Annotated in this window: 25 protein-coding genes; 8 read left to right on the forward strand and 17 right to left on the reverse strand. The window is 72.4% G+C overall.

Annotation, left to right across the window (positions count from 1 at the left end):
• Positions 1 to 510 (forward strand): SigE family RNA polymerase sigma factor, encoded by a 510-nt coding sequence (locus N538_RS0110190; protein WP_028637228.1) that lies wholly within the window; start codon positions 1 to 3, stop codon positions 508 to 510.
• Positions 507 to 1,286, forward strand: a complete 780-nt coding sequence (locus N538_RS0110195; RefSeq protein ID WP_028637229.1) for a hypothetical protein — start codon at positions 507 to 509, stop codon at positions 1,284 to 1,286. Before N538_RS0110190 ends, N538_RS0110195 begins: the two co-directional genes overlap by 4 nt.
• Positions 1,287 to 1,289: 3 nt before the next feature.
• On the opposite strand, the gene N538_RS24760 is transcribed toward N538_RS0110195, so the two are convergent.
• The 4 genes from N538_RS24760 to N538_RS0110215 all read right to left on the reverse strand — a co-directional run bounded on the left by N538_RS24760 (position 1,290) and on the right by N538_RS0110215 (position 6,387).
• Complete coding sequence (locus N538_RS24760; protein ID WP_081790397.1) at positions 1,290 to 1,727, reverse strand: single-stranded DNA-binding protein; 438 nt, start codon at positions 1,725 to 1,727, stop codon at positions 1,290 to 1,292.
• Positions 1,728 to 1,851: 124 nt separating this feature from the next.
• Positions 1,852 to 3,474, reverse strand: coding sequence for a GTPase (locus N538_RS24765; protein ID WP_231496190.1), 1,623 nt, complete (start codon positions 3,472 to 3,474; stop codon positions 1,852 to 1,854).
• A 67-nt stretch (positions 3,475 to 3,541) separates the two neighbouring features.
• Entirely contained in the window at positions 3,542 to 5,269 is a 1,728-nt protein-coding gene (locus N538_RS0110210; RefSeq protein WP_028637230.1) for a dynamin family protein, read from the reverse strand.
• The gene (locus N538_RS0110215) at positions 5,266 to 6,387 is read right to left on the reverse strand and encodes a PrsW family intramembrane metalloprotease (RefSeq protein ID WP_028637231.1); all 1,122 of its coding nucleotides are present in this window, start codon (positions 6,385 to 6,387) and stop codon (positions 5,266 to 5,268) included. The genes N538_RS0110210 and N538_RS0110215 overlap by 4 nt, the downstream gene beginning before the upstream one ends.
• A 58-nt stretch (positions 6,388 to 6,445) precedes the next feature.
• Here N538_RS0110215 and N538_RS0110220 point away from each other — a divergent pair, with 58 nt between their 5' ends.
• The 3 genes from N538_RS0110220 (at position 6,446) to N538_RS0110230 (ending at position 10,755) form a co-directional block, all read left to right on the forward strand.
• A complete protein-coding gene (locus N538_RS0110220; RefSeq protein WP_028637232.1) occupies positions 6,446 to 7,819 on the forward strand; it encodes an aminopeptidase P family protein in 1,374 nt (457 codons plus the stop codon).
• A gap of 71 nt (positions 7,820 to 7,890) precedes the next feature.
• Positions 7,891 to 9,135, forward strand: a complete 1,245-nt coding sequence (locus N538_RS0110225; protein ID WP_028637233.1) for a metallophosphoesterase family protein — start codon at positions 7,891 to 7,893, stop codon at positions 9,133 to 9,135.
• Between the two features lie 54 nt (positions 9,136 to 9,189).
• On the forward strand, positions 9,190 to 10,755 hold the full coding sequence (locus tag N538_RS0110230) for an MFS transporter (protein ID WP_028637234.1): 1,566 nt from the start codon (positions 9,190 to 9,192) through the stop codon (positions 10,753 to 10,755).
• Positions 10,756 to 10,766: 11 nt separating this feature from the next.
• On the opposite strand, the gene N538_RS24770 is transcribed toward N538_RS0110230, so the two are convergent.
• From N538_RS24770 to N538_RS0110255, 5 genes are all read right to left on the reverse strand, one after another.
• The gene (locus N538_RS24770; RefSeq protein WP_081790398.1) at positions 10,767 to 12,011 is read right to left on the reverse strand and encodes an HNH endonuclease signature motif containing protein; all 1,245 of its coding nucleotides are present in this window, start codon (positions 12,009 to 12,011) and stop codon (positions 10,767 to 10,769) included.
• 425 nt (positions 12,012 to 12,436) lie between these two features.
• On the reverse strand, positions 12,437 to 12,934 hold the full coding sequence (locus N538_RS27365; RefSeq protein ID WP_051549134.1) for a hypothetical protein: 498 nt from the start codon (positions 12,932 to 12,934) through the stop codon (positions 12,437 to 12,439).
• Positions 12,927 to 13,415, reverse strand: coding sequence for a DUF1269 domain-containing protein (locus N538_RS0110245; protein ID WP_028637235.1), 489 nt, complete (start codon positions 13,413 to 13,415; stop codon positions 12,927 to 12,929). The genes N538_RS27365 and N538_RS0110245 overlap by 8 nt, the downstream gene beginning before the upstream one ends.
• Before the next feature lie 4 nt (positions 13,416 to 13,419).
• Entirely contained in the window at positions 13,420 to 14,184 is a 765-nt protein-coding gene (locus tag N538_RS24780) for a hypothetical protein (protein ID WP_051549135.1), read from the reverse strand.
• Positions 14,181 to 16,889, reverse strand: coding sequence for a cation-translocating P-type ATPase (locus tag N538_RS0110255; protein WP_028637236.1), 2,709 nt, complete (start codon positions 16,887 to 16,889; stop codon positions 14,181 to 14,183). The genes N538_RS24780 and N538_RS0110255 overlap by 4 nt, the downstream gene beginning before the upstream one ends.
• A gap of 139 nt (positions 16,890 to 17,028) precedes the next feature.
• Here N538_RS0110255 and N538_RS0110260 point away from each other — a divergent pair, with 139 nt between their 5' ends.
• The 3 genes from N538_RS0110260 to N538_RS0110270 are packed head-to-tail and all read left to right on the forward strand — an operon-like array spanning position 17,029 to position 20,182.
• Positions 17,029 to 17,472, forward strand: coding sequence for a DUF6325 family protein (locus tag N538_RS0110260; RefSeq protein ID WP_028637237.1), 444 nt, complete (start codon positions 17,029 to 17,031; stop codon positions 17,470 to 17,472).
• Positions 17,473 to 17,475: 3 nt separating this feature from the next.
• Positions 17,476 to 17,775 carry an SHOCT domain-containing protein gene (locus tag N538_RS0110265; RefSeq protein WP_028637238.1) on the forward strand — a complete coding sequence of 100 codons (300 nt, stop codon included), beginning with the start codon at positions 17,476 to 17,478 and terminating at the stop codon, positions 17,773 to 17,775.
• Between the two features lies 1 nt (position 17,776).
• Positions 17,777 to 20,182, forward strand: coding sequence for a LuxR C-terminal-related transcriptional regulator (locus tag N538_RS0110270; RefSeq protein WP_028637239.1), 2,406 nt, complete (start codon positions 17,777 to 17,779; stop codon positions 20,180 to 20,182).
• Between the two features lie 4 nt (positions 20,183 to 20,186).
• Here N538_RS0110270 and N538_RS0110275 read toward each other — a convergent pair whose 3' ends face one another.
• The 8 genes from N538_RS0110275 to N538_RS0110310 all read right to left on the reverse strand — a co-directional run bounded on the left by N538_RS0110275 (position 20,187) and on the right by N538_RS0110310 (position 25,570).
• Positions 20,187 to 20,384, reverse strand: a complete 198-nt coding sequence (locus tag N538_RS0110275) for a hypothetical protein (protein WP_028637240.1) — start codon at positions 20,382 to 20,384, stop codon at positions 20,187 to 20,189.
• Positions 20,381 to 20,824 (reverse strand): DUF6325 family protein, encoded by a 444-nt coding sequence (locus N538_RS0110280; protein WP_028637241.1) that lies wholly within the window; start codon positions 20,822 to 20,824, stop codon positions 20,381 to 20,383. The genes N538_RS0110275 and N538_RS0110280 overlap by 4 nt, the downstream gene beginning before the upstream one ends.
• Before the next feature lie 27 nt (positions 20,825 to 20,851).
• Complete coding sequence (locus tag N538_RS0110285; protein WP_231496191.1) at positions 20,852 to 21,259, reverse strand: SHOCT domain-containing protein; 408 nt, start codon at positions 21,257 to 21,259, stop codon at positions 20,852 to 20,854.
• A gap of 84 nt (positions 21,260 to 21,343) precedes the next feature.
• Entirely contained in the window at positions 21,344 to 21,760 is a 417-nt protein-coding gene (locus N538_RS0110290) for a DUF7144 family membrane protein (RefSeq protein ID WP_028637243.1), read from the reverse strand.
• Positions 21,761 to 21,817: 57 nt separating this feature from the next.
• Positions 21,818 to 22,336, reverse strand: coding sequence for a hypothetical protein (locus N538_RS27370; RefSeq protein WP_028637244.1), 519 nt, complete (start codon positions 22,334 to 22,336; stop codon positions 21,818 to 21,820).
• Positions 22,333 to 23,679, reverse strand: a complete 1,347-nt coding sequence (locus tag N538_RS0110300; RefSeq protein WP_036570021.1) for a dipeptidase — start codon at positions 23,677 to 23,679, stop codon at positions 22,333 to 22,335. The genes N538_RS27370 and N538_RS0110300 overlap by 4 nt, the downstream gene beginning before the upstream one ends.
• Positions 23,676 to 24,116 (reverse strand): hypothetical protein, encoded by a 441-nt coding sequence (locus tag N538_RS0110305; protein WP_028637246.1) that lies wholly within the window; start codon positions 24,114 to 24,116, stop codon positions 23,676 to 23,678. The genes N538_RS0110300 and N538_RS0110305 overlap by 4 nt, the downstream gene beginning before the upstream one ends.
• On the reverse strand, positions 24,113 to 25,570 hold the full coding sequence (locus N538_RS0110310; protein ID WP_081790400.1) for an APC family permease: 1,458 nt from the start codon (positions 25,568 to 25,570) through the stop codon (positions 24,113 to 24,115). The genes N538_RS0110305 and N538_RS0110310 overlap by 4 nt, the downstream gene beginning before the upstream one ends.
• Positions 25,571 to 25,609 lie beyond the last annotated feature (39 nt).

Raw genomic sequence — 25,609 nt, forward strand, 5'->3', positions numbered from 1 at the left:
GTGGGCCGATCGAGGCACCTGGACACTGAGTTCGCGGAGTTCGTCGCCGCGCGCTCACCCCAGCTGTACCGGAGCGCCTATCTCCTGACCACCTCCTCGCACGCCGCGGAGGACCTGGTGCAGACGGCCCTGGCCAAGGCGTACGCCGCCTGGTGGCGGGTCCGCTCCGCCGACGACCCGGTCGCCTACGTGCACGGGGTGCTGGTCAAGTCGTTCCTCTCCGACCGGCGGCGGCGCAGCTCGACCGAGCTGCCGACCGCCGACCTGCCCGACCGGGTGACCACGGACACCGACCCGGCCGAACGGCTCGCGCTGCTGTCGGCTCTCGCGAAGCTGGCGCCGCTGGACCGGGCCGTGGTCGTGCTGCGCTTCTGGGAGGACCACAGCGTTGCCGACACGGCCGCCGAGCTGGATCTCAGCGAGGCGGCCGTCAAGAACCGCAGCCTGCGCGCGCTCCGGGCGCTGCGCGGTCTGCTCACCGAGCCGCAGACGAACGGGAGCACCCGATGACCGATCTGGACACCGACACCACCGCCGCCGAGCTGCACGCCCTCCTCGGCCGGGCGGTCGCCGACCTCGACGTCCCGGCCACGCGCCTGCACGACGCCTCGGTCCGGCGCGGCCGGGCGGTGCGCCGGCGCCGGCGCACCGGCGTCGTCCTCGGTGGCCTCGCCGCCGGCGCCGCGGTGGCGGCGCTCGCCGTGCCGCTGCTGGCGGCCGGCACCTCGACGGGGGGCCAGGTCGCGCACGAGGGGCGGGCGCTCCCGCCGCCCGACGTCGACGAGCCGGCGCCCGGGTGGTGGGACATGCCGGGCCTCGAGATGGACCACCGGCTGGGCTTCCTGCTGCCCGACCGGCTGTCGATCAGCATGACGATGTCGGCGGTCGACGATGGCTGGCTCCAGGTCGACGTGACCGACGACGACGGGGACGCGGGCGGCGTGAACGTCGTCCTCTACCCGCCCGCGGACGACGGCGGCGCGTTCGTCACCGACCTCACCACCTGCCCCGGCAACCTCTCGGCGCCCGACTCGTGCACCGAGGTGCGCAACGCGGCGGGCGACGTGGTCGGCCGGGAGTCGCGCACCGCCACCAGCGGGGTCGTCGTGGTCGAGGCGACCCACCTCACCCCGGACGGCGGCGTCGTGTACGCGGCCGCGTCCAACAGCTCCGACGCGAAGTGGGGTCGCGACTCCTCCACCGACACCGACCACCCGCCGATGACGCTCGCCGAGCTCCGCGCGGTCGTCGAGGCGCGGAGCTGGCAGCAGGACTGGGGCAGCTGACGCTCACGCGGCCGGCGTCTCGGCCACCGGCCGATCGGGCTGGCCGGGCTGCTCGGTCGGCTCGGTCGGCTCCGGCTGCTGCTTCGGCGTCCGGGTGAACTGGCTGGTGCCCCGGCTCAGGTCGTGACCGACGGCGGAGGCCTCGATCTCCAGCGCCTCGACCTCGACGTTGTTGCCGTTGACGTAGGTGCGCAGCTCCAGCCGGCCGTGGACCACGACCGGGTCGCCGCGCCGCAGCGAGCGGGCGGCGTTCTGTCCCAGGCCGCGCCAGCAGGTCACGGTGTACCACTGGGTGCCGCTCTCGGACCAGGTCTCGGTGCGGGGGTTGAACCGCCGCGGCGTGCAGGCGAGCCGGAAGCTCGCGACCGGCACCTCGCCGGCCTTGCGCAGGTCCACGTCGCCACCGATCCAGCCGCGCACGGTGATGGTGCTGTCGTTCATCGGGTCTCCTTGCCTCGGTTCGGGGTGTGGTCCGAGGCTCGGCGGGAGAGCCGACAGGTTCGAGGAGCCCCGGAGCGACCTGGGGAGAACCCGGGCGGGAGTGACGCGGTGGAGAGGAAGTGGGCTACCCGAGCACGCGGTCGAGTGCCGACCGCACCGAGGTGTACGCCGTCAGCTCCGCGTCCACCGGGACGACCACGAGCTCGCGCGACACCTCGGAGACCGCCGTGCGCAGCCGCTGGTCGGCGAGCTCGCCGCGCCTGCGGCCGACCCCCGCTGCTCCCAGACGGCAGACGAGGCCGAGCAGGATGCCGAGCACCAACCCGCCGACCAGCAGCACCAGCGCGAGCGCGACACCGGCCACCTGCGGCGTGTCGGGATCGGAGAGCTTCCCGGTGCCGAGGAGACCCCCGGTCCACACCAGCCCCACGACGGCCGCCGCGAGCAGCAGCCACTGCACGACGCGCACCAGCCACGCCCAGGCCGGCGTCCGGCTGGCGCCGACCTCGGTCGCCGCGAGCGCCGCGTCGAGTCGGTCACCGAGCTCGTCGAGCCGGGAGACCGACGCCCGGTGGACCGCGTCGACCCATGGTCGGTTCAGGCCGGCGGACACCTCGTCGGCGAGCGCGCGGACCTCGGTGTCGACGCGGGCGCGCTGCACCTGGGTCGCCTCCGGTACGGCGGAGCGCGCGCGACCGCTCAGCTGGCGGGCGTCGTCCCCCAGGTCGAGGTCGAGCCTGCGTGACGGGTCCGGCCTGATGCCGCCGAGCCAGCCGACGATCGGCCAGCCCGTGGCCCGGCCGACCTTCGCACGGGTCGCTCGCTCGACCGCGTCCACGACGACCGGCACGCCGGCCGCCTCCGCGAACGCCTCGTCGAGAGCCGCCACGCGTCCCTCGGACAGCGCGCGGGTCGGTGCACTGCCGGACTCCTCGGCGAGCCGGGCCGCCACGGCACGCACGTCGGCGTCGATCCGGGCGCTGGTCGCCTGCTTGTCGGCGGCGCGCCGGGCGATCTCGGCGCGCAGCTCGTCGATGCCGGTGCCCTGACGGGCGCTCACGGCGAGCACCGGCACCCGGTCGAGACCGTCCGCGTCGAGCAGCCGGCGGATGTCGTCGAGCATCGACTGGCGCCGCTCCTCGGGCACGGTGTCGATGTGGTTGAGCACGACGACCATCACGTCCTGGTGACCCGCGGAGGGCGCCAGGTAGCGGTCGTGGATCGCCGCGTCGGCGTACTTCTGCGGGTCCAGCACCCACACCAGCAGGTCCGCGAGGGCGACCAGCCGGTCCACCTCGAGGTGGTGGGCGACCTCGGTCGAGTCGTGGTCCGGCAGGTCGAGGAGCACGACCCCGTCCAGGTCGGACTGCGCGTTGCGCCGGCCCGAGTCGAGCATCGAGTCGCGGGTGGTCTGGTGCCGGGGCGGGATGCCGAGCCACTCGAGCAGCTCGTCGGCGCCGTCGGTGCCCCAGACGCACGCGGACGCCCACGACGTCGTCGGCCGGCGGACGCCGACCGCGGACAGCTCGAGGCCGGTCAGTGCGTTGAACGTCGAGGACTTGCCGGAGCCGGTCGCGCCGGCGATCGCGACCACCGTGTGCCGCGCGGAGAGCCGGAGCCGTCCGGCGGCGCGGTCGATGACCTCCTGGGCCTCGCCGACGAGGTCGTCGTCGAGGCGGCCGCGCGCAGCCTGGGTGGCGTCGTCGAGGCCCTCGATGCGGGCACCGAGGTCGGTACCGCGGGTCACCAGTTGCCTGGCCCCCTCGAGCGTGGACGTCATGTTCTCCCTCGGCGGCGGTGTTGCTGTCCCCAGACTAGGGGTTCACGTCGTGGATCGCCGTGTCGGCTCCGCCACGGGCCTGCTCGAACCGCCGGTCGTCGACCCGCCTGGAGGCGGCCCGCAGGGGCTCGGCGCTGTCCGTCGGCAGGTCGAGCCCCGCGAGCACGCCGTGGAAGCGCCGACGGTCCTCGACCAGCAGTCCGGCCATCCGGCGGTCGAGCGAGGCCGCCGCTCGCTCGACGAGATCCGCCACGGCCTCGGCACCGAGCACGGCGTCCAGCAGCGTGCGGCCCGGCCGGGCCGCCTCCGCCGCCCGGCCCTCGGCCGAGCTCGTGAGCGCCAGGACCATCAGCGCCGTGCCGAGGCCCTGCGCACCGTAGGCGAGGAACGTCGCGCTCGCCCTCTTCTCAGACGCCTCCGAGCGCACCAGCTCCACGACCTCCTGCTGCCAGCCGCGGATCTCGGCCTCCGCCCGCCGGCGGAGGTCCTCGGTGGCCCGCTCGAGGCCGGGCGCCAGCAGCGCCCGTCCGGCGTCGGACCCGGCCCACTCGGCGTGCACGCGCTCGGCAGCGGACTCGGCGTGGTCGAGCACCAGCGACTCGGCGCCGGCCTCGATCGCGTGCGCGACCCGGTCGGCAGCCTGTGGGGTGCCCTTCACGGCGTTCACGACCCTGTCTCGCAGGCGTCCGACCCGCTGGTCCAGGGAGCGGAGCAGCTCGCCGGTGCCGACCAGGTCCTGCCAGCGGGCGAGCACCTCGCCGCGCAGCAGGGTGCCGTCGGTGGCCTCGGCCGCCAGTGACGCGGAGGCGTCGTCGTACGCCGCGTCGGCGGCCGCCCTCAGCTCGTCCGCAGCCCCGAGCTGGGCCTCGACCGCGTCCGCGATCGTGTGCGACTGGCGCGCCAGCGTGCGGACGCTGCCGTCCAGGGTCCGCCGGACCACGCCCTCCCGGGCATCCGTGTCGGCCGCGAGGGCGACCAGCCAGGCGCGGATGTCGGCGACCTCGGCCGGCGGGAGCAGGCCGTCCTCGGAGACCGGTGCCTCGTTGACGGTGAACAGCGGTGAGTCCTTGAGGCCGCGGCTGGCCATCATCCGCGCCAGGTGCGCGGCCACGGTCTGGACCGCGTCGGCCGGGGTCCGGTCGAGCACGAGGGCGACGGCGGTCGACCGCTCGGCGGCCTGCTTGAGGTGCTGCCACGGCACCTGGTCGGAGTAGCGCGCCGCCGAGGTCACGAACAGCCACAGGTCGGCCGCGGCCAGCAGCTGCCCCGCCAGCACCCGGTTGTGCTCCTCCACCGAGTCGACGTCCGGAGCGTCCAGCACCGCGAGCCCCGCGGGCACCGTGTCCGCCGCCACCAGCTGCAGCGAGTGCGGGTCGTCGGTGCTGTGCTGGACGCGGACCAGGTCGGGCAGCAGCCGGTCCTGGCCGAACCAGTGCGCCTCGTCCGGGTGGTGCACCAGCACCGGCGACCGCGTGGTCGGGCGGAGCAGGCCGGAGGCGGTGACCCGGCGCCCGACGAGGGAGTTCACCAGCGTGGACTTGCCGGCACCGGTCGAGCCGCCGACCACGACGAGCAGGGGCGCGTCCACGCTCATCTGCCGCGGGATGGCGTAGTCCTCGAGCTGGTCGATCATCTGCTGCCGCGCGGCGCGCAGCTCGACGACGCCGGGGAGCTCGAGCGGGAGCCGGGCGGCCTGCAGCGCACCACGAAGCTGCACCAGGGCGGTGAGCATCCGGGTGTTCTGGTCGCGAGACACGCTCATCGAGTGGGTACCACCTGTCCGGGGAAAGCGATCGAGGGGCGCAGCCGGTCGATCCTCTGCAGGAACCGCTGGCCACGCGCCACGTAGTCGGGCGGAGGTGTCCCCCGCAGAAGACGGTAGTGCAAGAACCCGAGCTCGATGGCCGCCTGCTGGTACTCCTGCATGGCGCGCTCCGCTGGCCTCCCCCCGGAACGGCGTGCGTAGGCCCGCGCCGTACGCCGGGCGCCGAGGTCCACGACCCAGCCGATGTCGGTGGCCGGGATCAGCCCGCGCCGGGCCGCATCCGCGAGCGCGGCGGCGAGCATCCGGCGCTCGGAGCTGCGGGACCAGATCGCCAGCCCCAGCACCGCCAGGAACGCGGGTGCCATCAGCACGACGTACAGGACCGCGAAGTTGTCGAAGCCGTAGACGGTCGAGGTGTTCCAGATCGCGTGCGCTGCCACGGCACACCCGTAGCCCAGGACCGGCCACAGGAAACGCGCGGTGCCGCTGCGGGCGTTGACCGCGAGACCGACGCCGATGCCGGTGAAGGTCGTGAAGAGGGGGTGCGCGAACGGGCTGACGAGGCAGCGGACGACGAACGTGGTCGTGAGCGCGTCCGTCCCGCCGGGGCCGGAGCCGTCAGTGCCGTTGTAGGCGGCGGCCAGGTAGAGGATGTTCTCGGTGAAGGCGAATCCGATGCCGACCATGCCGGCGTACACGATGCCGTCGAGGACGCCGTCCAGCTCACCCCGCCGCCACCAGAGCAGGAGGAACAGGAAGAGCCCCTTGCTCGCCTCCTCCGAGAGCGGGGCGACCACCTCGAGGCTCTGCCGGTCGGTGAACGTGACGACGAACCCGCCGACGCCCTGCACCAGCAGCGCGACCGCCGTCGCCACGAAGCAGCCCCACAGCAGCCCGGCGGCGAGCAGCGTGCGCGGCTCGGGCTCGTAGCGGTCCAACCACAGGTAGCAGCCCACCAGCGGGCCCACCGGCACGGCGGCGAGCACGGTGGCCAGCAGCAGTGTCCGCGGTGCGCCCGAGAGCGCCAGGACGGCCAGCATCGCGAGAGCCCCGAGGGTCACCAGCACGGTCACGACGACCGTGAAGGCAACGCTCTCGCGGCGGGCTCCTCGCATGCCGCGCAGCCTATCGGTGGGTGTCCGGGCCCCTCCGGCCCCGGCGTACGATGGCGCCGTGAGCGAGCAGAGCACGCCGGAGACCGTCGAGCCCAGGACAGAGTCCCACGACCCCGCCGTACCCGCCGCGTACGCCGCATTCATGCGGGAGGGCTGGGGAGACCGCGAGCTCGACCTGGCCGTGGAGCCGGTCGCGGCCCGTGCCGCCGAGCGCCGCTCGAAGCTGGCCGCGACGTTCCCGGGCGACCGCCTGGTGCTGCCGGCCGGCACCTTCAAGGTGCGGTCGTACGACACCGACTACCGGTTCCGCCCCGACACCGCCCACACCTACTTCTCGGGCAACCAGACCAGCGACGCGGTGCTGGTCGTGGACGACGGGGAGTCGGTCCTGTACGCCCGGCCGCGCTCGTCGCGCGACACCGACGAGTTCTTCCGCGACCGGCAGTACGGCGAGCTGTGGGTGGGCCGCCGCCCGTCGCTGAAGGAGATGTCCGACGCGCTCGGGCTCGAGGTCCGCCACATCGAGGACCTCCCGTCGTTCGACGACGACCGCAAGACCCGCGACATCACCACCGACGACGACCTGGCCCGGGTCGCGTCCGAGCTCCGGCTCGTCAAGGACGCCTGGGAGGTCGAGCAGCTCCAGGAGGCCTGCGACATCACCACGCTCGGCTTCGAGGACTCGGTCCGCGAGTGGGACGAGGTGCTGAGGTACGGCGAGCGCTGGATCGAGGGCACCTTCTTCCGCCGCGCCCGCGCGATGGGCAACGACATCGGCTACGACTCGATCGTCGGCGGCGGCTCCCACGCGACCACGCTGCACTGGATCGACAACACCGGCCCGATCACGCCCGGCACGCTGGTGCTGCTCGACATGGGCGTCGAGAACCGCTCGCTCTACACCGCCGACGTCACGCGGACGCTGCCCGTGGACGGGCGTTTCACCAGCCTGCAGCGCGAGCTCTACGACCTCGTCCACGCCGCCCAGCAGGCCGGCATCGAGGCGATCCGCCCGGGTGAGCCGTTCAAGGTCGCGCACAACGCGGCGATGGAGGTGCTCGCCCACGCGCTGGCGGACATGAAGCTGCTGCCGGTGTCCGCCGAGGAGGCACTCGACCCGGACAGCCGCGTGTACGCCCGCTGGACCCTGCACGGCACCAGCCACATGCTCGGCATGGACGTGCACGACTGCGGCCAGGCCGCGCCCGCGGCGTACGCCGAGGGCACCCTGGCCGAGGGCATGGTGCTGACCGTCGAGCCCGGGCTCTACTTCCAGGAGGACGACCTGCTCGTCCCGGAGGAACTGCGCGGGATCGGCATCCGCATCGAGGACGACATCCTCGTGACCGCGAGTGGGTACGAGAACCTCTCCAGCGCTCTTCCGCGCACCTCGGCCGAGGTCGAGGCGTGGATGGACGAGCACCGCCGCTGACGCCCGGAGGCTTCCCCATCCCCTCTCGACCGCCACCACCGCCACGACGCCTGCGTGGATGGCAGGCGTCGGTGGCCGTGCTGTGCGTCTCCCTGGCCGCAGCCGGCTGCCTGGCACGGGACCCGCTCTCGACGACGGCCCGGGAGGATCCCCGGCCCGACGTCGTGCACGCGTGGAACCCGCCGGCCGGCGCGGACATGACACCGAACTACGAGTTCGTGGCCGCCCCGGACTTCCTCAACCAGGACGTGGGGGACGTCCGGAAGCTGCCCACGTGGAAGCCCGGTGACCCCAACTCCTGGACGCCCCAGCTCCAGCACTACATCGACGCCTTCCTCGACGACATCGCCGCCACCCATCCCGGCTCGGTCCTCGTCGCCGGTGACCTGGTCGAGGGCCGCTGGGGCCGCGACTACGGCGACACGGGCCTCTTCGGGCCCGTCGACACCGACGCCGAGCGTGCCGCCGCCGTACGACGTGCCGCGCGCTTCTACTACGCGGCCTACGTGAAGCGGTTCGAGGAGCGCGGGCTGACGGTGCACGCCGCGCTCGGCGACCACGACATCGGCGACAACCCGTGGGACGACACCAGCCCCTGGACGTCGTTCAAGCGCCACCACGTCGCGCTGTTCAAGCGGATGTTCGCGAGGTACCTGACCCGGAAGCCGTCGGGCGAGCCGCGCTACTCCGACCGGCCCTTCCGCACGTCGTTCGCGCACACGTCGTACGCCACCCACCTCTCCCCCGACGTCCTGCTGGTCTCGCTCGACGAGTTCCACCGCCGCGACGGCAACGTGCACCTCGAGGTGACCGGCGGTCAGCTCGCGTGGCTTCGCCACACCTTGGAGAGGGCGCGCGAGCAGCACGTCCCGTGGGTGATCGTGCAGGGCCACAACCCGGTGCTCTACCCGGTCCGCGAGGTGTCCTCCTCCGGCGGGCACATCGAGGGCGGCGAGGACTCGCCGCTGTGGCGCACGATGGCCCGGTACGGCGTCGACCTCTACATCAACGGCGAGGTGCACGCGACCACGATGCGCCAGGCTGACGGCCTCACCCAGGTGTCGACCGGCGGCCTGCTCTACCGCGGCCAGGCGACGTACATGCTCGCCCGCGTGTACGACGACCGGATCGACCTCGACGTCCGCCAGCTGCCCGGCACCGAGGCCGGTGCGAAGCTCTGGCAGACGACCGGGCTGCGGACCCGCGCGGGCACCGAGTGGCAAGGCGGCCCGAGCATCTCGATCGGCTCGATGACGCTCACGTCGGACGACCGCCCGGTGAACCAGGTCGGCCTGCTGCAGGAGTACGTGCCCTAGGTTCACCCGTTTCGTCCGAGACGGCCGGGGCCGGGGGGCCCGTACCGTCGGGCCGTGGAGCCTGTCTTCAACCGCCGTCTGGCGATCCTGCTCGCCATGGCGATGTTCGTGCTCGTCGTCGACACGTCGCTGATGAACGTGTCGATCTCGGCGGTCGTCCAGGACATCGACGCGACGGTGAGCGGCGTGCAGTCCGCGATCGCGCTCGAGGCGCTCGTGTCGGCGGCGTTCATCCTGATCGGCGGCAAGGTCGCCGACCTGATCGGCCGCAAGCTCGCCTACACCCTCGGCCTCTGCGCCTACGGCGTCGGCGCGGTGGCGATGACGCTCGCGCAGAGCATCCTGCCGATCATCGTGTTCTGGGCGGTCATCGGCGGCATCGGTGCGGCGCTGCTGCTGCCCGGCATGCAGGCGCTGATCCACGGCAACTTCGAGGGAGCGGCGCAGAAGCGCGTCTACGCCCTTGTCGGCGCCTCTGCGGCGATCGCGGCAGCCGTCGGCCCGCTGATCGGCGGCTTCCTCACGACCGCGCTCTCCTGGCGGGTCGGCTTCCTGATGGAGGCGCTGATCATCCTCGTCGTCCTGTCCGGCCTCGGCCTGGTGAAGGACGTGCCCTACGCCGGTCCCCGGCGCATCGACCTCGTGGGAGCGTTGCTCTCGGTGCTCGGCATGGGTGGCCTGGTGCTCGGGATCCTGGTCTGGCAGGAGGGCGGCGAGGCCGTCGGCGCGCTCATCGCCGTCGGGCTGGTCGGGCTGGGCTCCCTGGCGTACTGGCTGGTGCGCCGCAAGCGCTCCGGTCGCCCCGCACTGGTCGACCCCGTGCTCTTCGAGTCGCCGCACTTCAGGCTCGGCATCTCCAGCCAGATGCTCCAGCAGATCGCCCTCGGCGGCGCGATGATCACGCTCCCGATCTATCTCCAGATGGTCCTGGAGTACAACGCCCTGGAGGCCGGCCTCTCCCTCGCGCCGCTCTCGCTGTCGATGTTCGCGGTCTCCATGCTGGCCGGTCGCCGGGCCGCGCACCGGCGGGCCCCGACGATCGTCCGCCTGGGCTTCGCGCTGCTGATCGTCGGCATCGCCGTCGTGCTCGTGGTGGTGCCGCGGGCCGACTCCGGCTGGGCGCTCGCGCCCGCACTGGTCGTCACCGGGTCCGGGCTCGGCCTGCTCGTCTCGCAGCTGAACAACTACACGCTCGCGCCGATCGAGGAGGAGCGGGTCAGCGAGGCCGCGGCCGTGAACTCGGCCGCCGGCTCCTTCGGCCTGTCCTTCGGCCTGGCGTTCTCCGGTGCGATCATGCTGGCCGCCCTGTCGGCAACGTTCACCTCGATGGCGAACGACAGCACGGTCCTCCCGCCCGACGACAAGGCGCAGGTCGCCGAAGCGCTCGAGGACGACGCCCAGGTCATGAGCAACACCCAGCTGGAGCAACAGCTCGCCGGCGAGCCGGCGGCGGTGCAGGACGAGATCGTCCGGATCAACACCGACGCACGGCCGCGCGCCCTGCAGATCGGTCTGCTGGTGCCGCTGCTCGCCGCCCTGGCCGGTCTGGTGACGTCCTTCCGCATGGTCCGACTGCCCGATCTCGAGACGAAGTCGCACGCCGAGGGGCTAGAGCTGTAGCGCGCTCGCCGTCACGTCCGCCGGTGGAAGGTGACGTCGCCGTTGGGGTGGTGGGTGGTCCGGTAGTTGGTGTCGTGGGCGCGGGCGTGGTGCCAGGGGCACAGGGAGATGCCGTCGGCGAGGTCGGTGTGGCCGCCGTCGGTCCACCGGGTCTTGTGGTGGGCGTGCAGGCCGGTGGTGCGGTCGCAGCCCTGGGCGCGGCAGCCGCGGTCGCGGACCAGCATCGCGGTCCGTTGGGCCTCGGTGAACAGCCGCCGCTTGCGGCCCACGTCGAGGGGCTGGGAGTCGCCGTCCAGGACCACGGGGATGATCCCGGCCTGGCAGGCCAGCCGGCGGGCCAGGGCGGGGGAGATCTTCTCCCCGGTGTCCAACACCCCCGCCTTCTCGAGCCGGCCGAGCAGTACGTCGAGGTCGAGGAGCACCACCGCGGTGGCCGAGACGCCGCCGGTGGTCGGGAGCTGGTCGGCGGGGTAGCGCTCGATCAGCTCGCACAACGCGCGCCCCAGCGCCTCGGGGGTCTCCGGCCGCTCCACCCCGGGCCCCTGGGTGGCGGCCTGGTGTCGGGGTGCGGCCAGGGCGCCGAGCATCTTCCGCAGCGCGGCCCAGTGGTAGCTGGGCAGGGTGCCCCGGAAGTGCGCCTTGCCGTGGCCGTCGTCGTACCCGGTGAGCCGGCAGGCCTTGGCGGCGGCGGCCTCCTCCTTGGCCAGGAGCGCGGCTTCGCGGGCGTCGGCCTCCTCGGGGGCGACCACCTCGAACAGGTGCTTCCCGAGCCGGTTCAACGCCGTCGCGTCGTGGTGGCGGGCCAGCTCCAGCAGGTGCGCCTCGGCCGCGGCGACCTTCCCGGCCGGGACCGTGGAGGGCAGGTCCTCGACCCACCGGATCACCACCCGCGCCTGGTCGGCCAGCACCCGCCCGGCCGCCAACGCCTCCCGGGTCAGCGAGTGACCCTCGAGGTCACGCCCCAACCGGACCGCGGCATACGCGGCCGACCGGGTCGCCCTGGTCTCGTGCGCCAGCCAGTTCGCGGCACTGGACGCGCCGACGTTCTGGCCGACGTGCAGCTCCTCGGCGTGCGCCGCCACCCGGGCCTTCAGCTCGCAGACCTGCGCCTCCAACCGGGTCAGCTCGATCAGCGTCCCCGCCGTCTCGATGGCATCCATCGACCACACCGACGCATCCGCCACGGCGTCGGCCGCACCCCGCATCCGCGCGACCGCGACCGACACCCGGTGCCGAGGTGTGGTCATCGCTGTCATGGTTCAACTCAAGCACCGGCCACCGACACTGAGACCCTCAGAACCCTTGTTTTGACCAGCATTCGGACAATCCACGAAGATTCCTCAGCAGAAATTTCCCAGCAGCTGCCGCGGACCTGGAAGCCGGCAGATCGCGCCGCCCCGAGCACCCGTGCAGGGACGACTGATCTCCCGGCGCGGACCCGCAAGCCGGGAAGCCACGGCGACCACCCGCGCGCCGTACCCGCGTCGGTGCGTGTCGGTCGCCACCACCCAGGACCCGCAGCCAGCTGCGAGTCCAAGCGGCCCGCAAGCCGGGAAGCCTCAACGACCCGAGCCCGCCGTACCCGCTTCGCTGCCTGTCGGTCCGCACCCAAGCCAGCCCGCAAGCCACCGACAGTCACCGCGCTCGAGGAGCTCGACCATCTCCAGCCTGCCGGCAGCACTCAGTGCAGCGCCACCTTGAGCAGCACGACCACCAGCCCGAGCCCGAAGCCGGCCGCCGCGCTGGCGACGCAACCCCAGGTGTCGAGCCCGCCGCGCCGGCCGGCGACCCAGCTGTAGCGGGTGAGGAGTGCGATCGAGACGAGCAGCGCGATCCAACCCGCAGTCTTGATCTCCGCGCCGAACAGCCTGCTCCCGAGCAGCACGACGAGCGGCACCACGGAGGCGCCGAGGATCGGCCACGTCTCGTGGAGCCCGTGGCGGAGCGCCGCCAGCGGATGGTGTCCCCGGGTCAGCGAGCTGCCCACGGTGACGGCGTGCAGGTGCGCGAGCCAGTAGACGAACACCGTGCCGAGGATCGCGGCGGACACCTGCCAGATCGTGTCGCTGTGACCGGCCGTGTACGCGATCGCCGCGGCGCAGACGACCGTGCCGGTGATGGTGCCCTCCCCGCCGGCGACCAACCCGAGCGGGTCCCGGCGGGGGGCGTCCTCAGCCACCGCCGAACGTCTCCAGGAGCGTCTCGCGCTCGCCCTCGGTGAGGTTCGTGCTGATCAGGGTGGCGTCGCGACCGTGGAACCGCTCCCCGAGCCGGTCCAGGTTCGCGTTCTCGGTGACCATGAAGAGTGCGGACGTGCCCTCGGTGACCTCGGTGCGGATCCGCTCGAGGTCGCCCTTCGTGATGCCGGTGCCGTCGGTCGCCTTCACGAGGGCGCCGATGCCCGCGCCGACGACGACGCCGGCGACCGGGACCATGAACAGCGCGCCGCCCAGGATGCCCCAGAGCGCGCCCCAGCCGGCACCGCGCTTCGAGTCGTCGTGCTGGTGGCGCAGCTCGGGCTTGTCGGCGCCCGACGGCCAGGACATCACGGCGTGGTCGACGATCGTCACCACGCCGTCGGTCTGGGCGCTCCGCAGCGCCGTCTCGGCGTTCGCGGCGCCGTCGGGGTCGTTGAACTTCCAGACCGTGAAGGTGGTCACGTCGCTACTCCTTCTGGTGGGCCGCGGCGAGCGCGGCGAGAGCGGATCGGGTCTTCATCTCCTGAGGGGCGCCGAGCTCGAGCCCGTGCCCGGCCAGGAAGATCTTGGTCTCGGCGGCGGCCTGGAACGCCTCCTGCGGGCTGCACTTCGCGGACAGCTCCATGATCCGGGAGCCGTCCGGGAGGAACCACATCTCGGCGACCAGGCGCCGGGGGTACGACGGGTGCTCGAACTTCGCCTTGAGCAGCGTCAGCGGTCCCAGGACGACGAGGTCCGCGAGGCCGATCCCGTCGGGCAGCCGTTCGAGCAGCACGCCCCGCTGATCGTCGGAGAGCACGTCGGCGAGCTCCCGCTCCCCCGCCATCAGGGCCTTCACACGCTTGTCCGGGACCTCGGACGTCAGCGAGCACGAGCACGTGTAGCCCTGCGGTGAGGCGTCCACCTCGACCTTGAAGCCGGCCAGCCGCCGCAGCCCCTCCGGTACGTCGGCCGGCAGCATCGGCCGCAGCTTCACGGTCGTGTCACCGGGCTTGCCCTGGGTCCGACGCGCCCGCACGACCAGCCCCGCGCCGAACAGCCGCAGGTCCGGTGTCTCGACGAACGCCACCTGCCGGACCTGGGCATCCAGCGAGTCGATCCCGAGCGACCGCAGGGCCGACCGGTGGTCGGAGTCCGGGACGCTGAGCTTCAGCTCGACGGCGTCCACGTCGGGCAGGATCGCGAGCAGGCCGGCGAGCTGGTCGGCCTCGTACGTCGGCAGTGCGCTCATGCGGGCACCACCTCTGCCCGGCGCACGAACACCTTGATCAGCTCCTCGACGAGGATGATCGAGGCGGCGATGCCGACGGCGATGCACCACTGGTTGAAGCTCAGCCCCGTGGTGTCGAAGATGCGCTCGAGGAAGTCGAGGCCGGTGATCGCGACGATCGCGAGCAGCGAGATGCCGTAGCGCCGGAGCTGCATCACGCCCGGGAACGTCTCTCGGTCGAACACGGTGTTGGTCTGGTCGCGGCACAGCAGCGCGGCGAAGAGATGGAACAGCGACAGCGTCGTCAAGAGCATGGTCGCGGCCAGGACGGGGCTGCCCTCGTGGTCACCGATCTGGTACGCCGCCAGCGAGCCGACGGTCATGACGGCGCCCTGCACGCAGAGCCGGATCCAGTTGTTGCGCGACAGGACCGGGGCGCCGACGGGGCGGGGAGGACGCGACATCAGCCCTCGGGCCGGCTGGTCGAAGCCCAGCGCGATCGCCAGGGGAATGTCGACGACCATGTTCAGCCAGAGGATCTGGAGCGGGTTGAGCGGGGCGCCGTTCGCGATGCCGATGATGCCCGCGCCGATGAAGATCGCGATGTAGGCGACCAGCGTCGACATCTGGAAGCGGAGGTACTTGAGCAGGTTGTCGTAGAGCGTGCGCCCGTACGACACGGCTCCGACGATCGTCGCGAAGTTGTCGTCGGTGAGGATCATGACCGCGGCCTCCTTGGAGACCTCGGTGCCGGTGATGCCCATCGCGACGCCGATGTCGGCGGTCTTGAGGGCCGGGGCATCGTTCACGCCGTCCCCCGTCATCGCGACGACGTTCCCCTTCTCCTTGAGCAGCCGGACCAGCCGCACCTTGTCCTCGGGCGCCACGCGGGCCACGACACCGATCTCGTCGAGCTCGGTGTGCAGCTGCTCGTCGCTCATCGCCGCGAACTGGGTGCCGGTGACGGCCCGGCCCTCGATGCCCAGCTCCCCGGCGATCGCGGCCGCGGTGGTGGCGTGGTCGCCGGTGATCATCCGGACCCGGATGCCGGCGTCGCGACACTCCGCGATCGCCGTCCGGGCCTCGGGCCGCGGTGGGTCGACGATGCCGACCATCGCGAGGAGCGTCAGCTGCCGGACCAGACCGATCAGGTCGCTGCCCGCCTGGACGGTGCCCGGCTCGAAGTCGCGCTGCGCGACCACCATGACCCGCTCACCGGCGTTCGCGATGGCGTCGTTGGCCTCGAGCGCCAGGTGCCGGTTGTCGTCGGTGATCGGCACGATGCTGCCGTCGGGATCACGCAGCGTGGTGGCCCGGGCGATGAGCACGTCGGGCGCGCCCTTGACGTAGCAGCGCACCACCGGCCGGCCGTCGTCCGCGGTCATCTCGTGGAACGTGGCCATGAACTTGTAGTCGGAGTCGAACGGCACCTCCGCCACCCGGGGCAGCGCCGCCCGGGTCTCGGTGATGTCGAGACCGCCCTTGGCGCCGAGCACGATGAGGGCACCCTCGGTCGGGTCGCCGATCAGGCTCTCCCCGTCGAGGACGGCGTCCGCGCACAGCACCATGGGCAGCAGGTAGGGGTCGAGGTCGTAGTGCTCGCCGCCGACGTGGTTGATCTGGCCGCGGGTGCTGTAGCCCTCCCCCGAGACGGTGTAGCGGTTCCGGCCGGGGATCACCAGCTCGCGCGCGGTCATCTTGTTGAGGGTGAGGGTCCCCGTCTTGTCCGAGCAGATCGCCGATGTCGAGCCGAGGGTCTCGACCGCAGGGAGCCGCTTGACGATCGCGTTGCGGCGGGCGATCTCACGGGTGCCCATCGAGAGCAGCGCCGTGACGACGGCCGGCAGCCCGGTCGGGATCGCGGCGACCGCCAGCGCGACACCGGTGACGAACAGCGTGTCGAAGGACTCCCCGCGGGCCAGGCCGAGCAGCACGACGAGCACCAGGGCGACGGCCGCGATCGAGGCGATGATCTTCGACAGCGAGTCCAGCTGCTTCTGCAGGGGAGTCTTGCCGGCCTCCGTGTTCGCCAGCATGTCGGCGATGTGGCCGATCTCGGTGCCCATCCCCGTCGACGTCACGATCAGCTCGCCGCGGCCGCGGGTCACCGAGGTGTTCATGTACGCCATGCAGGTGCGGTCGCCCAGGGGTACGTCGTCGCCGGGCACCGGGTCGGTCGACTTGCTGACCGGCAGGCTCTCGCCGGTGAGCGCGGCCTCCTCGATCTCGAGGGTCGCCGCGAGCGCGACGCGGGCGTCGGCGGGCACCAGGTTCCCGGCCTCCACCAGCACGACGTCCCCGGGCACCAGCTCCTGGGCGTCGATCTCCAGCGCCTGCCCGTCCCTGCGCACCCGGGCGATGGTCTTCATCATCTGGGAGAGCGCCTTGACGCTCTCCTCGGCCTTGGCTTCCTGACGGAGCCCGATCACGGCGTTGAAGACGGTCAGGCCGGCGAGCACGACCGTCGTACCGGCGTCGCCGGTGACGACCTGGTTCACGAGCGCCGCGGCCAGCAGGATGATCTGCATGAAGTCCTGGTACTGACGCAGGAAGGCGCGCCAGGCCGGCTCCTTCTTGCCGGCGGCCAGCCGGTTCGGGCCGTGCGACGCGAGCCGCGAGCGTGCCTCCTCGGCGGAGAGCCCGACGGCCGGGTCGACGCCCAGGTCCCGCGCGACCTGGACGACGTCGGCGGCGACCGGCGAGGCGATGACGTCCACGGATGTCATGAGCCGATCGTGCTGACCACCTGGGTGGTGACGCCTCACCCCCGGCGGGGTGGGCCGGGACAAGCCACCCGAAGCGGGTGAACCGCCGTACTCCGGCGAGTGGCACCGTCGAGACATCCTGATCCCTGAGGAGGGACTGATGACCCAATCCACCCTCGACGTCGGACCCGTCGACTACCTGGCCGTCGAGTTCCCGGGAGCCAAGCTCACCGGTGAGGCGTTCGCTGCGCTCGTCGACCTCGTCGACCGCGGCATCATCCGCGTGCTCGACCTGCGCGTCGCCGTCGTGAGCGCCGACGGCCAGTTCGCGGCCGTAGCCCTGACCGACCTCGACGGCGACGGCGAGCTCGACCTCGCGGTCTTCACCGGCGTGGAGTCGGGCCTGCTCGACGACGAGGACCTCGCCGCGAGCGCGGCCCTCGTGGGTGAGGGTGACGCGGTGGCGGTGCTGCTCTACGAGAACACCTGGGCCGGCCCCTTCGTCTCGGCGCTCCGCCGCCAGGGTGCCGACGTCATCGCGAGCGGGCGCATCCCGGCCGACGAGGTCATGGCCGCGCTCGACTCGCTCGAACAGGAAGGCTGATCCATGGGACTCATCGGTGGCATGGCGCGCACCGCGGTGGTCGCCGGTACGGCGACGGCGGTCTCGAACCGCGTCTCCCGGCGGCAGGCCGGGCGCTGGCAGCAGCAGTCGGACGCGCAGGCGTACCAGGAGCAGCAGTACGCCCAGCCGGCCTACGCGGCTCCCCCGCCGCCCGCTCCGGTCGCCGCGCAGGACGACGACGACCTGATCGCGCAGCTGGAGAAGCTGGGCGGGCTGCGGGACAAGGGCATCCTCACCGACGAGGAGTTCGCGGCGCAGAAGGCGAAGCTGCTGGCGGGCTGACGTGCTGGTCCAGCGCGGCAGGTTCGACTCGCCGTTCTTCCGCTCGAAGCTCCGTGTGCCGGGTGCTCCGGAGCACTTCGTGCACCGGAGCCGCCTGACCGCACTGCTGGACGACCTCGCGACGTACCCGGTCACGGCGATCGTCGCTCCGGCCGGATCCGGGAAGACGGCCGCGGCCGCCGACTGGGTACGCCGTACCGACCGCCCGACCGCGTGGCTGACGCTGAACGACTCCGACCGCGACCCCGCGCAGTTCTGGGCGGCCACGGCCGCGGCGCTCGAGAGGCTGGCCGAGGCGCCCGCAAGCGTCCTGGTCGTCGACGACGTGCACCGGATCGACGACCTGCCCGAGTCCCGGGCGGCGCTCGAGGAGTTCGTCGAGCGGCGCCCCGAGTGGCTGCACGTCCTGCTGCTGGGTCGCCGCCGGCCGCCGCTGCCCGTCGACCGGCTGCGCGCGAACGGCGCGCTCGCCGACATCGACTTCGACATGCTGCGGTTCTCCGACGAGGAGGCGCTGGCGATGCTGACCGGGCTCTGCCCCGACGCCGCCGCCGACGACCTGGTCGGCATCGCCGGGTGGGCGGACGGGTGGGCGGCCGCGCTCCAGCTCGCGGCGCTCGCCGTCCGCTCCCGTCGGGAGCTGCCGTCCGGGCCGGACCGGCTGGTCGACAGCTACGTGTGGCACGAGGTGCTGCGGGCCGAGCGCTCCGAGCTGGTCGGCCTGATGCTGTCGACCGCGGTCGTGGACCGGATGAACTACGGACTCGCGGAGACGCTGACAGGGCGTCCCGACGCCGGCGACCTCCTGCTGGAGGCCGAGGAGCGGGGGCTGTTCGTGACCAGCCTCGCCCCGGGCGGATGGTTCGAGGTGCACGGGCTGGTGCGGGAGATGCTGCTCGTCGAGCTCCAGCGACGCTGGCCCGAGCGGTTGTGCGAGCAGCACCTGCGCGCCGCCCAGTGGTTCGAGGGCATGGGCGACGGCGCCGCCGCCCTCGAGCACTGGCTGGACGCCGGCGAGCCCGCGGAGGCGCTGCGGCTGCTGGCGGCGATCGTGGTGAGCCTGGTGGACAGCGGCCGTACGGCGCTGGTCGAGCGGGTCCTGGACCGGATCCCGCCGGAGGTGAGCGGCGCCGACGACACCACCCGGATGAGGGACTCCTGGTGCCGCCTGCTGATCGGCGCCCCGGGTGGCGACCCGGTGACGACGGCCGACTGCGACGTGCTGCAGGCGCTGGCGGCGTACGTCGCCGGGGACTGGCCGGCGGCGATCGCCCACGGACGGGGCGGGTCGATGGACGACCCCCTCGGCAGGTTCGGCTGGAGCATCGCGGCGCACTCGATCGCGGCGCGCGAGTCCTGGGACGACGCGGACCCGCTCGTCGAGGAGGCGCGACTCGCGGTCGGCGCCACCAGCGACCGCCGGCTCGCCCACGAGACCGCCCGAGCCGTCGGCCTCGCCCTGGCCGGGCACCCGCTCGACGCGATCCGGGTCGCCGCCGGAGTGCGCCCCGTCGTCGCGGACGCCGAGATGGCCACCCTGCTGGAGATGCTGGACCTGGCCGGAGCGGTCGCGACGCGGGAACTCGGCGATCGGGAGGACGCGGAGACGGCGCTGCGCCGGCTGGCCGCCGACGAGACCCACGCCAGCACCTACGTCGACGTCCTGGCCGGCCTCGAGCTGATCGAGGCACGACTCGCCGAGGGCGACGTGGCGGAGGCCGAGCGGCTGCTGCGGGACGCCGACCGACCGGGCCCGCACCGGGGCCGGGTCGCGCGGGTCGCCGTCCTGGTGGCGCTGGCACAGGACGACGTCGCCGCCGCCGAACGGTGCGTCGCGGAGCTCGACGACCCGTTCTGGGGCCCCCTCTCCGAGGCGCGGGTGCACCTCGCCCGCGGCCTCCGTGCCGAGGCCGCCGAGGCAGTGCAGCGCGCGACGCCGCGCTGCACGCGCCATGAGGTGGTGCGCGGGCTCGTCCTGGCGCGGGCGATCCTGGGCGAGGACAGGGAGGCCGCCGCGAAGTCGGTGGCGTTCGCCGCCGAGCTGGCCGCGGAGCACGGGATGCTCCAGTCGGTCGCGGCGGAGGGTCCGACGGTCCTCGAGCTGGTCGAGCTGGCGGCGTGGCGGGTTTCCGACGCCTGGCTGGACCGGCTGCGCCGGGCGCTCACCACCGAGGCGGCGCCGGTCCTGCCGACCGCGCAGCTGGTGGAGCCGCTGACCGAGCGGGAGCGCGACGTGCTGCGGCTGTTGCCCAGCCGGCTCACCCTCCGCGAGATCGCAGGTGAGCTGTTCGTCTCGCAGAACACGTTGAAGTTCCACCTGCGGGTGATCTACCGCAAGCTCGGCGCGAACTCGCGCGCCGACGCGGTCGCGACGGCGAGGGCGCTGCGCCTGCTGGCCAGGGGCTAGGACACTAGGGGCGGTAGACCTTCCGCTCCTGGCGCTCGAACTCCTCCGCGGACAGCACGCCCCGATCCACCAACTGCAGGAGCGCGCGCAGCTGGTCGACCCGGCGCACCGCGCCGGGTCGCTCGACCGGGACCGGGTCGAGGGTCGGTCGCCGGCGCAGCAGGTCCAGGTGCTGCCGACGCGAGGCCGCAACGCGCCTCACGGTGCACCGTCCGCCGGCCGCGAGCGCCGCGCCTGCTCGAGCCGGTGCCGCGGGATGCGCTCACCGCCGACGATCCGGCCGCCGCTCGTGCGAGCGGCATCGGCCAGCAGCTGGGCCCACCGGTCCTCGACGACCAGGATCAGCGCCGAGGTGCCGGGCTGGAGGGCACCCGACGCGAGGGCGATGTCGTCCTCGCTCAGCAGCCCCCCGACCTCGCCCTCCACGTCGCGGAGGTCGGCGAGGCCGGAGAGCTGCTCGGGCTCGACGACGGTGCCCCGGCCGTCCGCGCCCGTGGTCACCCCGACCAGGTCGAGGATCCGGATCCGGGCGGACTCGACGAGCTCCCGCAGGGCAGCCGCCACGGCGACGGTCGAGGACAGCTCCGGCACCGCGATGACGACGTACTCGACCAGGTCGAGGTCGGTGTCAGGCTGAGACATGGCTGGTCCCCGTCCGCCGTACCGATGTCAGACGAGCAGCTTGGCCTTGGCCGCCTGGAACTCGTCGTCGGTGATCGCGCCCTGGTTCTTGAGCTGGTGCAGCCGCTCGATCTCCTGGGCCGCGCTGGAGCCGCCACCGCCGCTGCCGGCGACGCTCTGCACGTACTCGCGCATGTGCTGCTCCTGGCGTGCGTGCTCCCGGACCGCGTGCTCGCCCATCTTCTTGCCGCGCGCGATCAGGTAGACGAAGACACCGAGGTAGGGCAGGAAGATCACGAAGACGGTCCACAGGGCCTTGCCCCAGCCGCCCAGGTCGTCGCTGCGGAAGATGTCGCTGAAGACCGAGATCAGCAGCCAGATCCAGATGAAGAACAGGAAGAACCAGAGCATCGTCAGAAATGCGTCCCCGACGGTGTACTCGAACACGGTTGTCACGATGAGCCTCCTGGCTGGTCAGATGTGAGCACATGCTCGGGACGGCGCGGGTGGTCCCGCACCACCCCCGACGGGGTAGACGTCTCAGCGGTAGTTCTTCATCTGGACGCTCAGCGACCACATCACGAGCGCGTAGAACGCGATGACGATCACGGACCAGATGGGGTAGTGCGGGAGCGCGGCGAAGTTCGTCAGGATCCCGAGGCCGGCGACGATCATGCCGCCCAGCTGACCCCAGCCGACGCGCCTGATGATGCCCACTGCGACCGCGATCGAGATGACCCCGAGGACGACGTGGACCCAGCCCCACACGTCCATGTCGAACTTGTAGAGGTAGTCGCTGCCCTGCGAGTACAGGTCGTCGTTCGCGATGGCGGAGGCGCCCTGGAGGATGTCCAGCAGCGCCACCACGATCAGCAGGACGCCGGCGAACGTGGCCGTGACGTCCGCGACCGCACCCTTCGTCGAGTAGTCGATCTCGTACCTGGACTCAGAGCTCATGCGTGGCCTCCTCGACACCCTTTCGGGAATGGTCCGCGCGTCCGGGGTGGCGCGGCATCACCCCACCGGGGGTGGGGTCTTGCGCCGGTGCCGGCGGGCGACGAGGACACCGACCAGGACCGCGCCGGCGAGCACCAGGCCGCCGACCAGCCACCACCAGCCGGTCGAGTCCTCCTCGGTGGCCTCGGTCGACTCCTCCGGGCTCGGGGACGCGCTCGCCGTGGGCGTCGTGGTCCCGGTCGCGACGGGCGTGGGCGTGACCGTCTCGGTGACGGTCGCGGTTCGTGTCGGCTCTGGAGTCGTGGTCCTCGTGGACGACTCGCTCGCCGTCGGCGTCTCGCTGTCGGTCGGCGGTGCCGACGTCGGACCGACGGTGCTGCTGCTGTCGGTCTCGCTGGGCTCGTCGCTGGGCTCGTCGGTGGGTGCCAGCGTCCGCGTCGGGCTCGGCAGGGTCCGGCTGGGCGACAGCGTCGGCGAGATAGAGGGGCTCGGCCGGTCCCCGGGCGACCCGTCGCTGCCGCAGCCGGTGAGCAGGGCGAGCGCCAGCGCGCCGAGGGCGAGGCGAACCCCGGTCACGACCGTCGGTACCTCTGGAGGAACATCGCCTCGGCCGTGGCCAGCCGCTCGATCTCGCCGGGGTCGACACTCTCGTTGGGGGCGTGGATCAGCGCCAACGGCTCCTCGACCCCCATCAGGACGATCTCGGCGCCGGGGTAGGTGTCGGCGAACACGTTGCACAGCGGGATCGAGCCGCCCTGGCCGAGCAGCACCGCGCCGACTCCGTATGCGTCGCGCATCGCCCCGAGCATCGCGTCGTACGCCGGGCCATCCGTCGCGGCCCGGAACGGGCTGCCGGTGGCCTCGGTCTCGACGGTCACGGTGACGCCCCACGGGGCGGCGGTGGTCAGGTGGTCCGTGAGTGCGGCGAGCGCCTCCTCCGGCCCGGTGCCGGGTGGGATCCGCAGGTTGAGACGGGCGCTGGCGCGGGGCACGATCGCCGCGGTCGAGCCGACGACGGGCGGGCAGTCGATGCCCAGGATCGTCAGCGCCGGGCGGGCCCAGAGCATGTCCGAGACCGAGCCGGAGCCGAGCAGCGACTCGCCCTCGGCGAGCAGCGCGTCGGACCGGAAGGACGCCGGGTCGTACGGCGCGCCCTCCCACGTCTGCGCGTGGTCGAGCCCGGTGACCGTGGTGTTGCCGCCGGCGTCGCGCAGCGACGCGAGCATCTGCACCAGCGCGGCGAGCCCGTCGGGAGTCGGCCCGCCGAACATGCCGGAGTGCAGCTCGGTCGGCAGCGCCTCGACGTGCACCACCACGTTGACCATGCCGCGCAGGCTGACGGTGACGGCCGGGGCACCCACGGCGGCGTTGCCCGTGTCGCAGACCAGGATCGTGTCGGCCCGCAGCAGGTCGGCGTGCCTCGGCACGAAGTCCTCCAGGCCGCCGGTGCCCTGCTCCTCGGAGCCCTCGACGACCAGCTTGAGGTGGACCGGCACGTCGTCGCCGAGCGCTCGCAGCGCGGTGAGGTGCATGAGGATGTTGCCCTTGCAGTCGGCGGCGCCGCGACCGAACCAGCGACCGTCGACCTCGGTGAGCTCGAACGGTGGGGTGCGCCAGGCGTCGTCGTCGAGCGGCGGCTGGACGTCGTAGTGGGCGTACAGCAGGACGGTCGGCGCGTCCGGGTCGGTGGCGGCGCGCGACCCGACGACGGCGTTGCTGCCGTCGGCCGTCTCGTGCAGGCCGATGTCGTCGAAGCCGAGTTCACGGAACGCCTCGACCACCCACTTCGCGGCGCGCGCACACTCTTCTGGTGGGAACTGCCGGGGATCGGCGACCGACGGGATCGCGACCAGGTCGGCGAGCTCCCCGCGGACCCGCGGCATCAGCTCCGAGACGCGGGCCCGCAGGTCGTCGGTCATCCCCGGATCACGTCCCCGAAGTCGAGGTCCTGGACGGTGTCCTTGAAGTCTGCGAGCTCGTCGGGGCAGTAGACCTGCAGCGCGATCAGCTGGCCCTGAACGACGCGGTTGTCCGCGATGATCGGCCGCTGGCCGGGTCCGGTGGCCCCGTTGACGAGCTGGCCGAACAGGATCGCCTTGCGCAGGGCGCTGCCGGGGTCCTCGCACAGTGCGCCGCCGTCGTCGCCGAGGACGCGCACGATCTGGTCGTGCGACGGTGCGCCGAGCCCCGCGTCCTGCAGGGCCGCGGTCAGCTGGTCTGCCTTGTCCTGGGCCTGCTGGCTGGCGCGGGCCGAGCTGAACGTGAACAGACCGATGACCATCGCCACGACGAGGAGCCCGATCGCGACCCAGTAGATCCAGGTCCGCTTCGGGTCCTCGACCTCGTACCCGCTCACGACGCCACCCCCTCGGCAGTCTCGGGCTGCTTCCAGCCGGGCTTGCGGAAGCGGTAGAAGAGGAACGGCACCAGCAGCCCGAGACCGAGCGCGCCGCCACCGACGATCAGGAAGTACGTCGCGTTGCTGCCGCCGCCGAACTGCGAGGGCGGCACGAAGCCGATCAGCAGCGCCGCCAGCGACGCGGCGAAGCCGACGCCGCACAGCCCGATCAGCATCGGCGCTCGGAAGCCGCGTGGATGGTCCGGGTCCTTGCGGCGCAGCTGGACCGCCGCCACGAACATGAGCAGGTACATGATCAGGTACACCTGCGTCGTGATCACCGAGAAGATCCAGTACGCGCTCGACACGTCCGGGATCAGCGCGTAGCCCAGCGCGATCACGGTGGTGACCGCGCCCTGCGCGACCAGGATGTTCTGCTGGACACCGTGCTTGTTCAGCCGCTGCAGCCATGGCGGGAGGTAGCCCTCCTCGCGGGAGATCAGCAGCAGACCCTTGCTGGGTCCGGCGAGCCAGGTGAGCATGCCGCCGAGCGAGGCGGCGACCAGCATGATGCCGAAGATCGGCGTCAGCCACTGGGTCCCGAACTCCGCGAACACGGCGTCGAACGCCTGCATCACACCGGCGGTGAGCGAAAGGTCCTCGGCCGGCACGATCCAGCTGATCGCGAGCGCCGGGAGGATGAAGATGAGGAGCACCATGCCCATGGCGAGGAACATCGCCTTCGGGAACTCCTTGTCCGGCTTCTTCAGCGAGCCGACGTGCACGGCGTTCATCTCCATGCCGGAGTACGACAGGAAGTTGTTGACGATCAGGACCAGGCTGGAGAGCCCCGCCCAGGCGGGCAGCAGGTGCGCGGAGTCCATCGGCGCCGCGGACTCGTTCCCTTGGCCGAGGAACACCACGCCCAGCAGCACGAGCACCACGCCCGGGATCAGGGTGCCGATGATGAGGCCACCGCTGGCGAGCCCGGCGACGCCCGCCGTACCGCGAGCCGAGACCCACACGCCGCTCCAGTAGACGATCACGATCACGCAGGCCGTCCACACCCCGCTCGACGCGAGCGAGGGGTTGATGACGTAGGCCAGGGTGCTGGCGACGAAGCCCAGCAGGCTCGGGTAGTAGAAGATGGTCATCGCGAACTGGCACCAGACGGCGAGGAAGCCCATCGGCTTGGAGATGCCGCGCGACACCCAGTTGTAGATGCCACCCTCGTACCCGGACGCGAGCTCGGCCGACACCAGTGAGGTCGGCAGCAGGAACACGATCGCCGGGACGATGTAGAGGAACACACAGGCCAGGCCGTAGACCGCCATCGTCGGCGCGGCCCGCAGGCTCGCCACCGAGCTGGTCGTCATCATGGCCAGGGCGACCCACGAGATCCAGTGGGTGGCGGGCGTCGCCCGCGTTCGCGCGACCACCGGCTCGTCGGCCGGCACGTCCATCGCAGTCATCGATGCCTCCTGAGACGGGTCTGGTCGTGCTCACTCTGA

The sequence above is a fragment of the Nocardioides sp. URHA0032 genome (genome assembly GCF_000620645.1).
Classification (GTDB): Bacteria; Actinomycetota; Actinomycetes; order Propionibacteriales; family Nocardioidaceae; genus Nocardioides.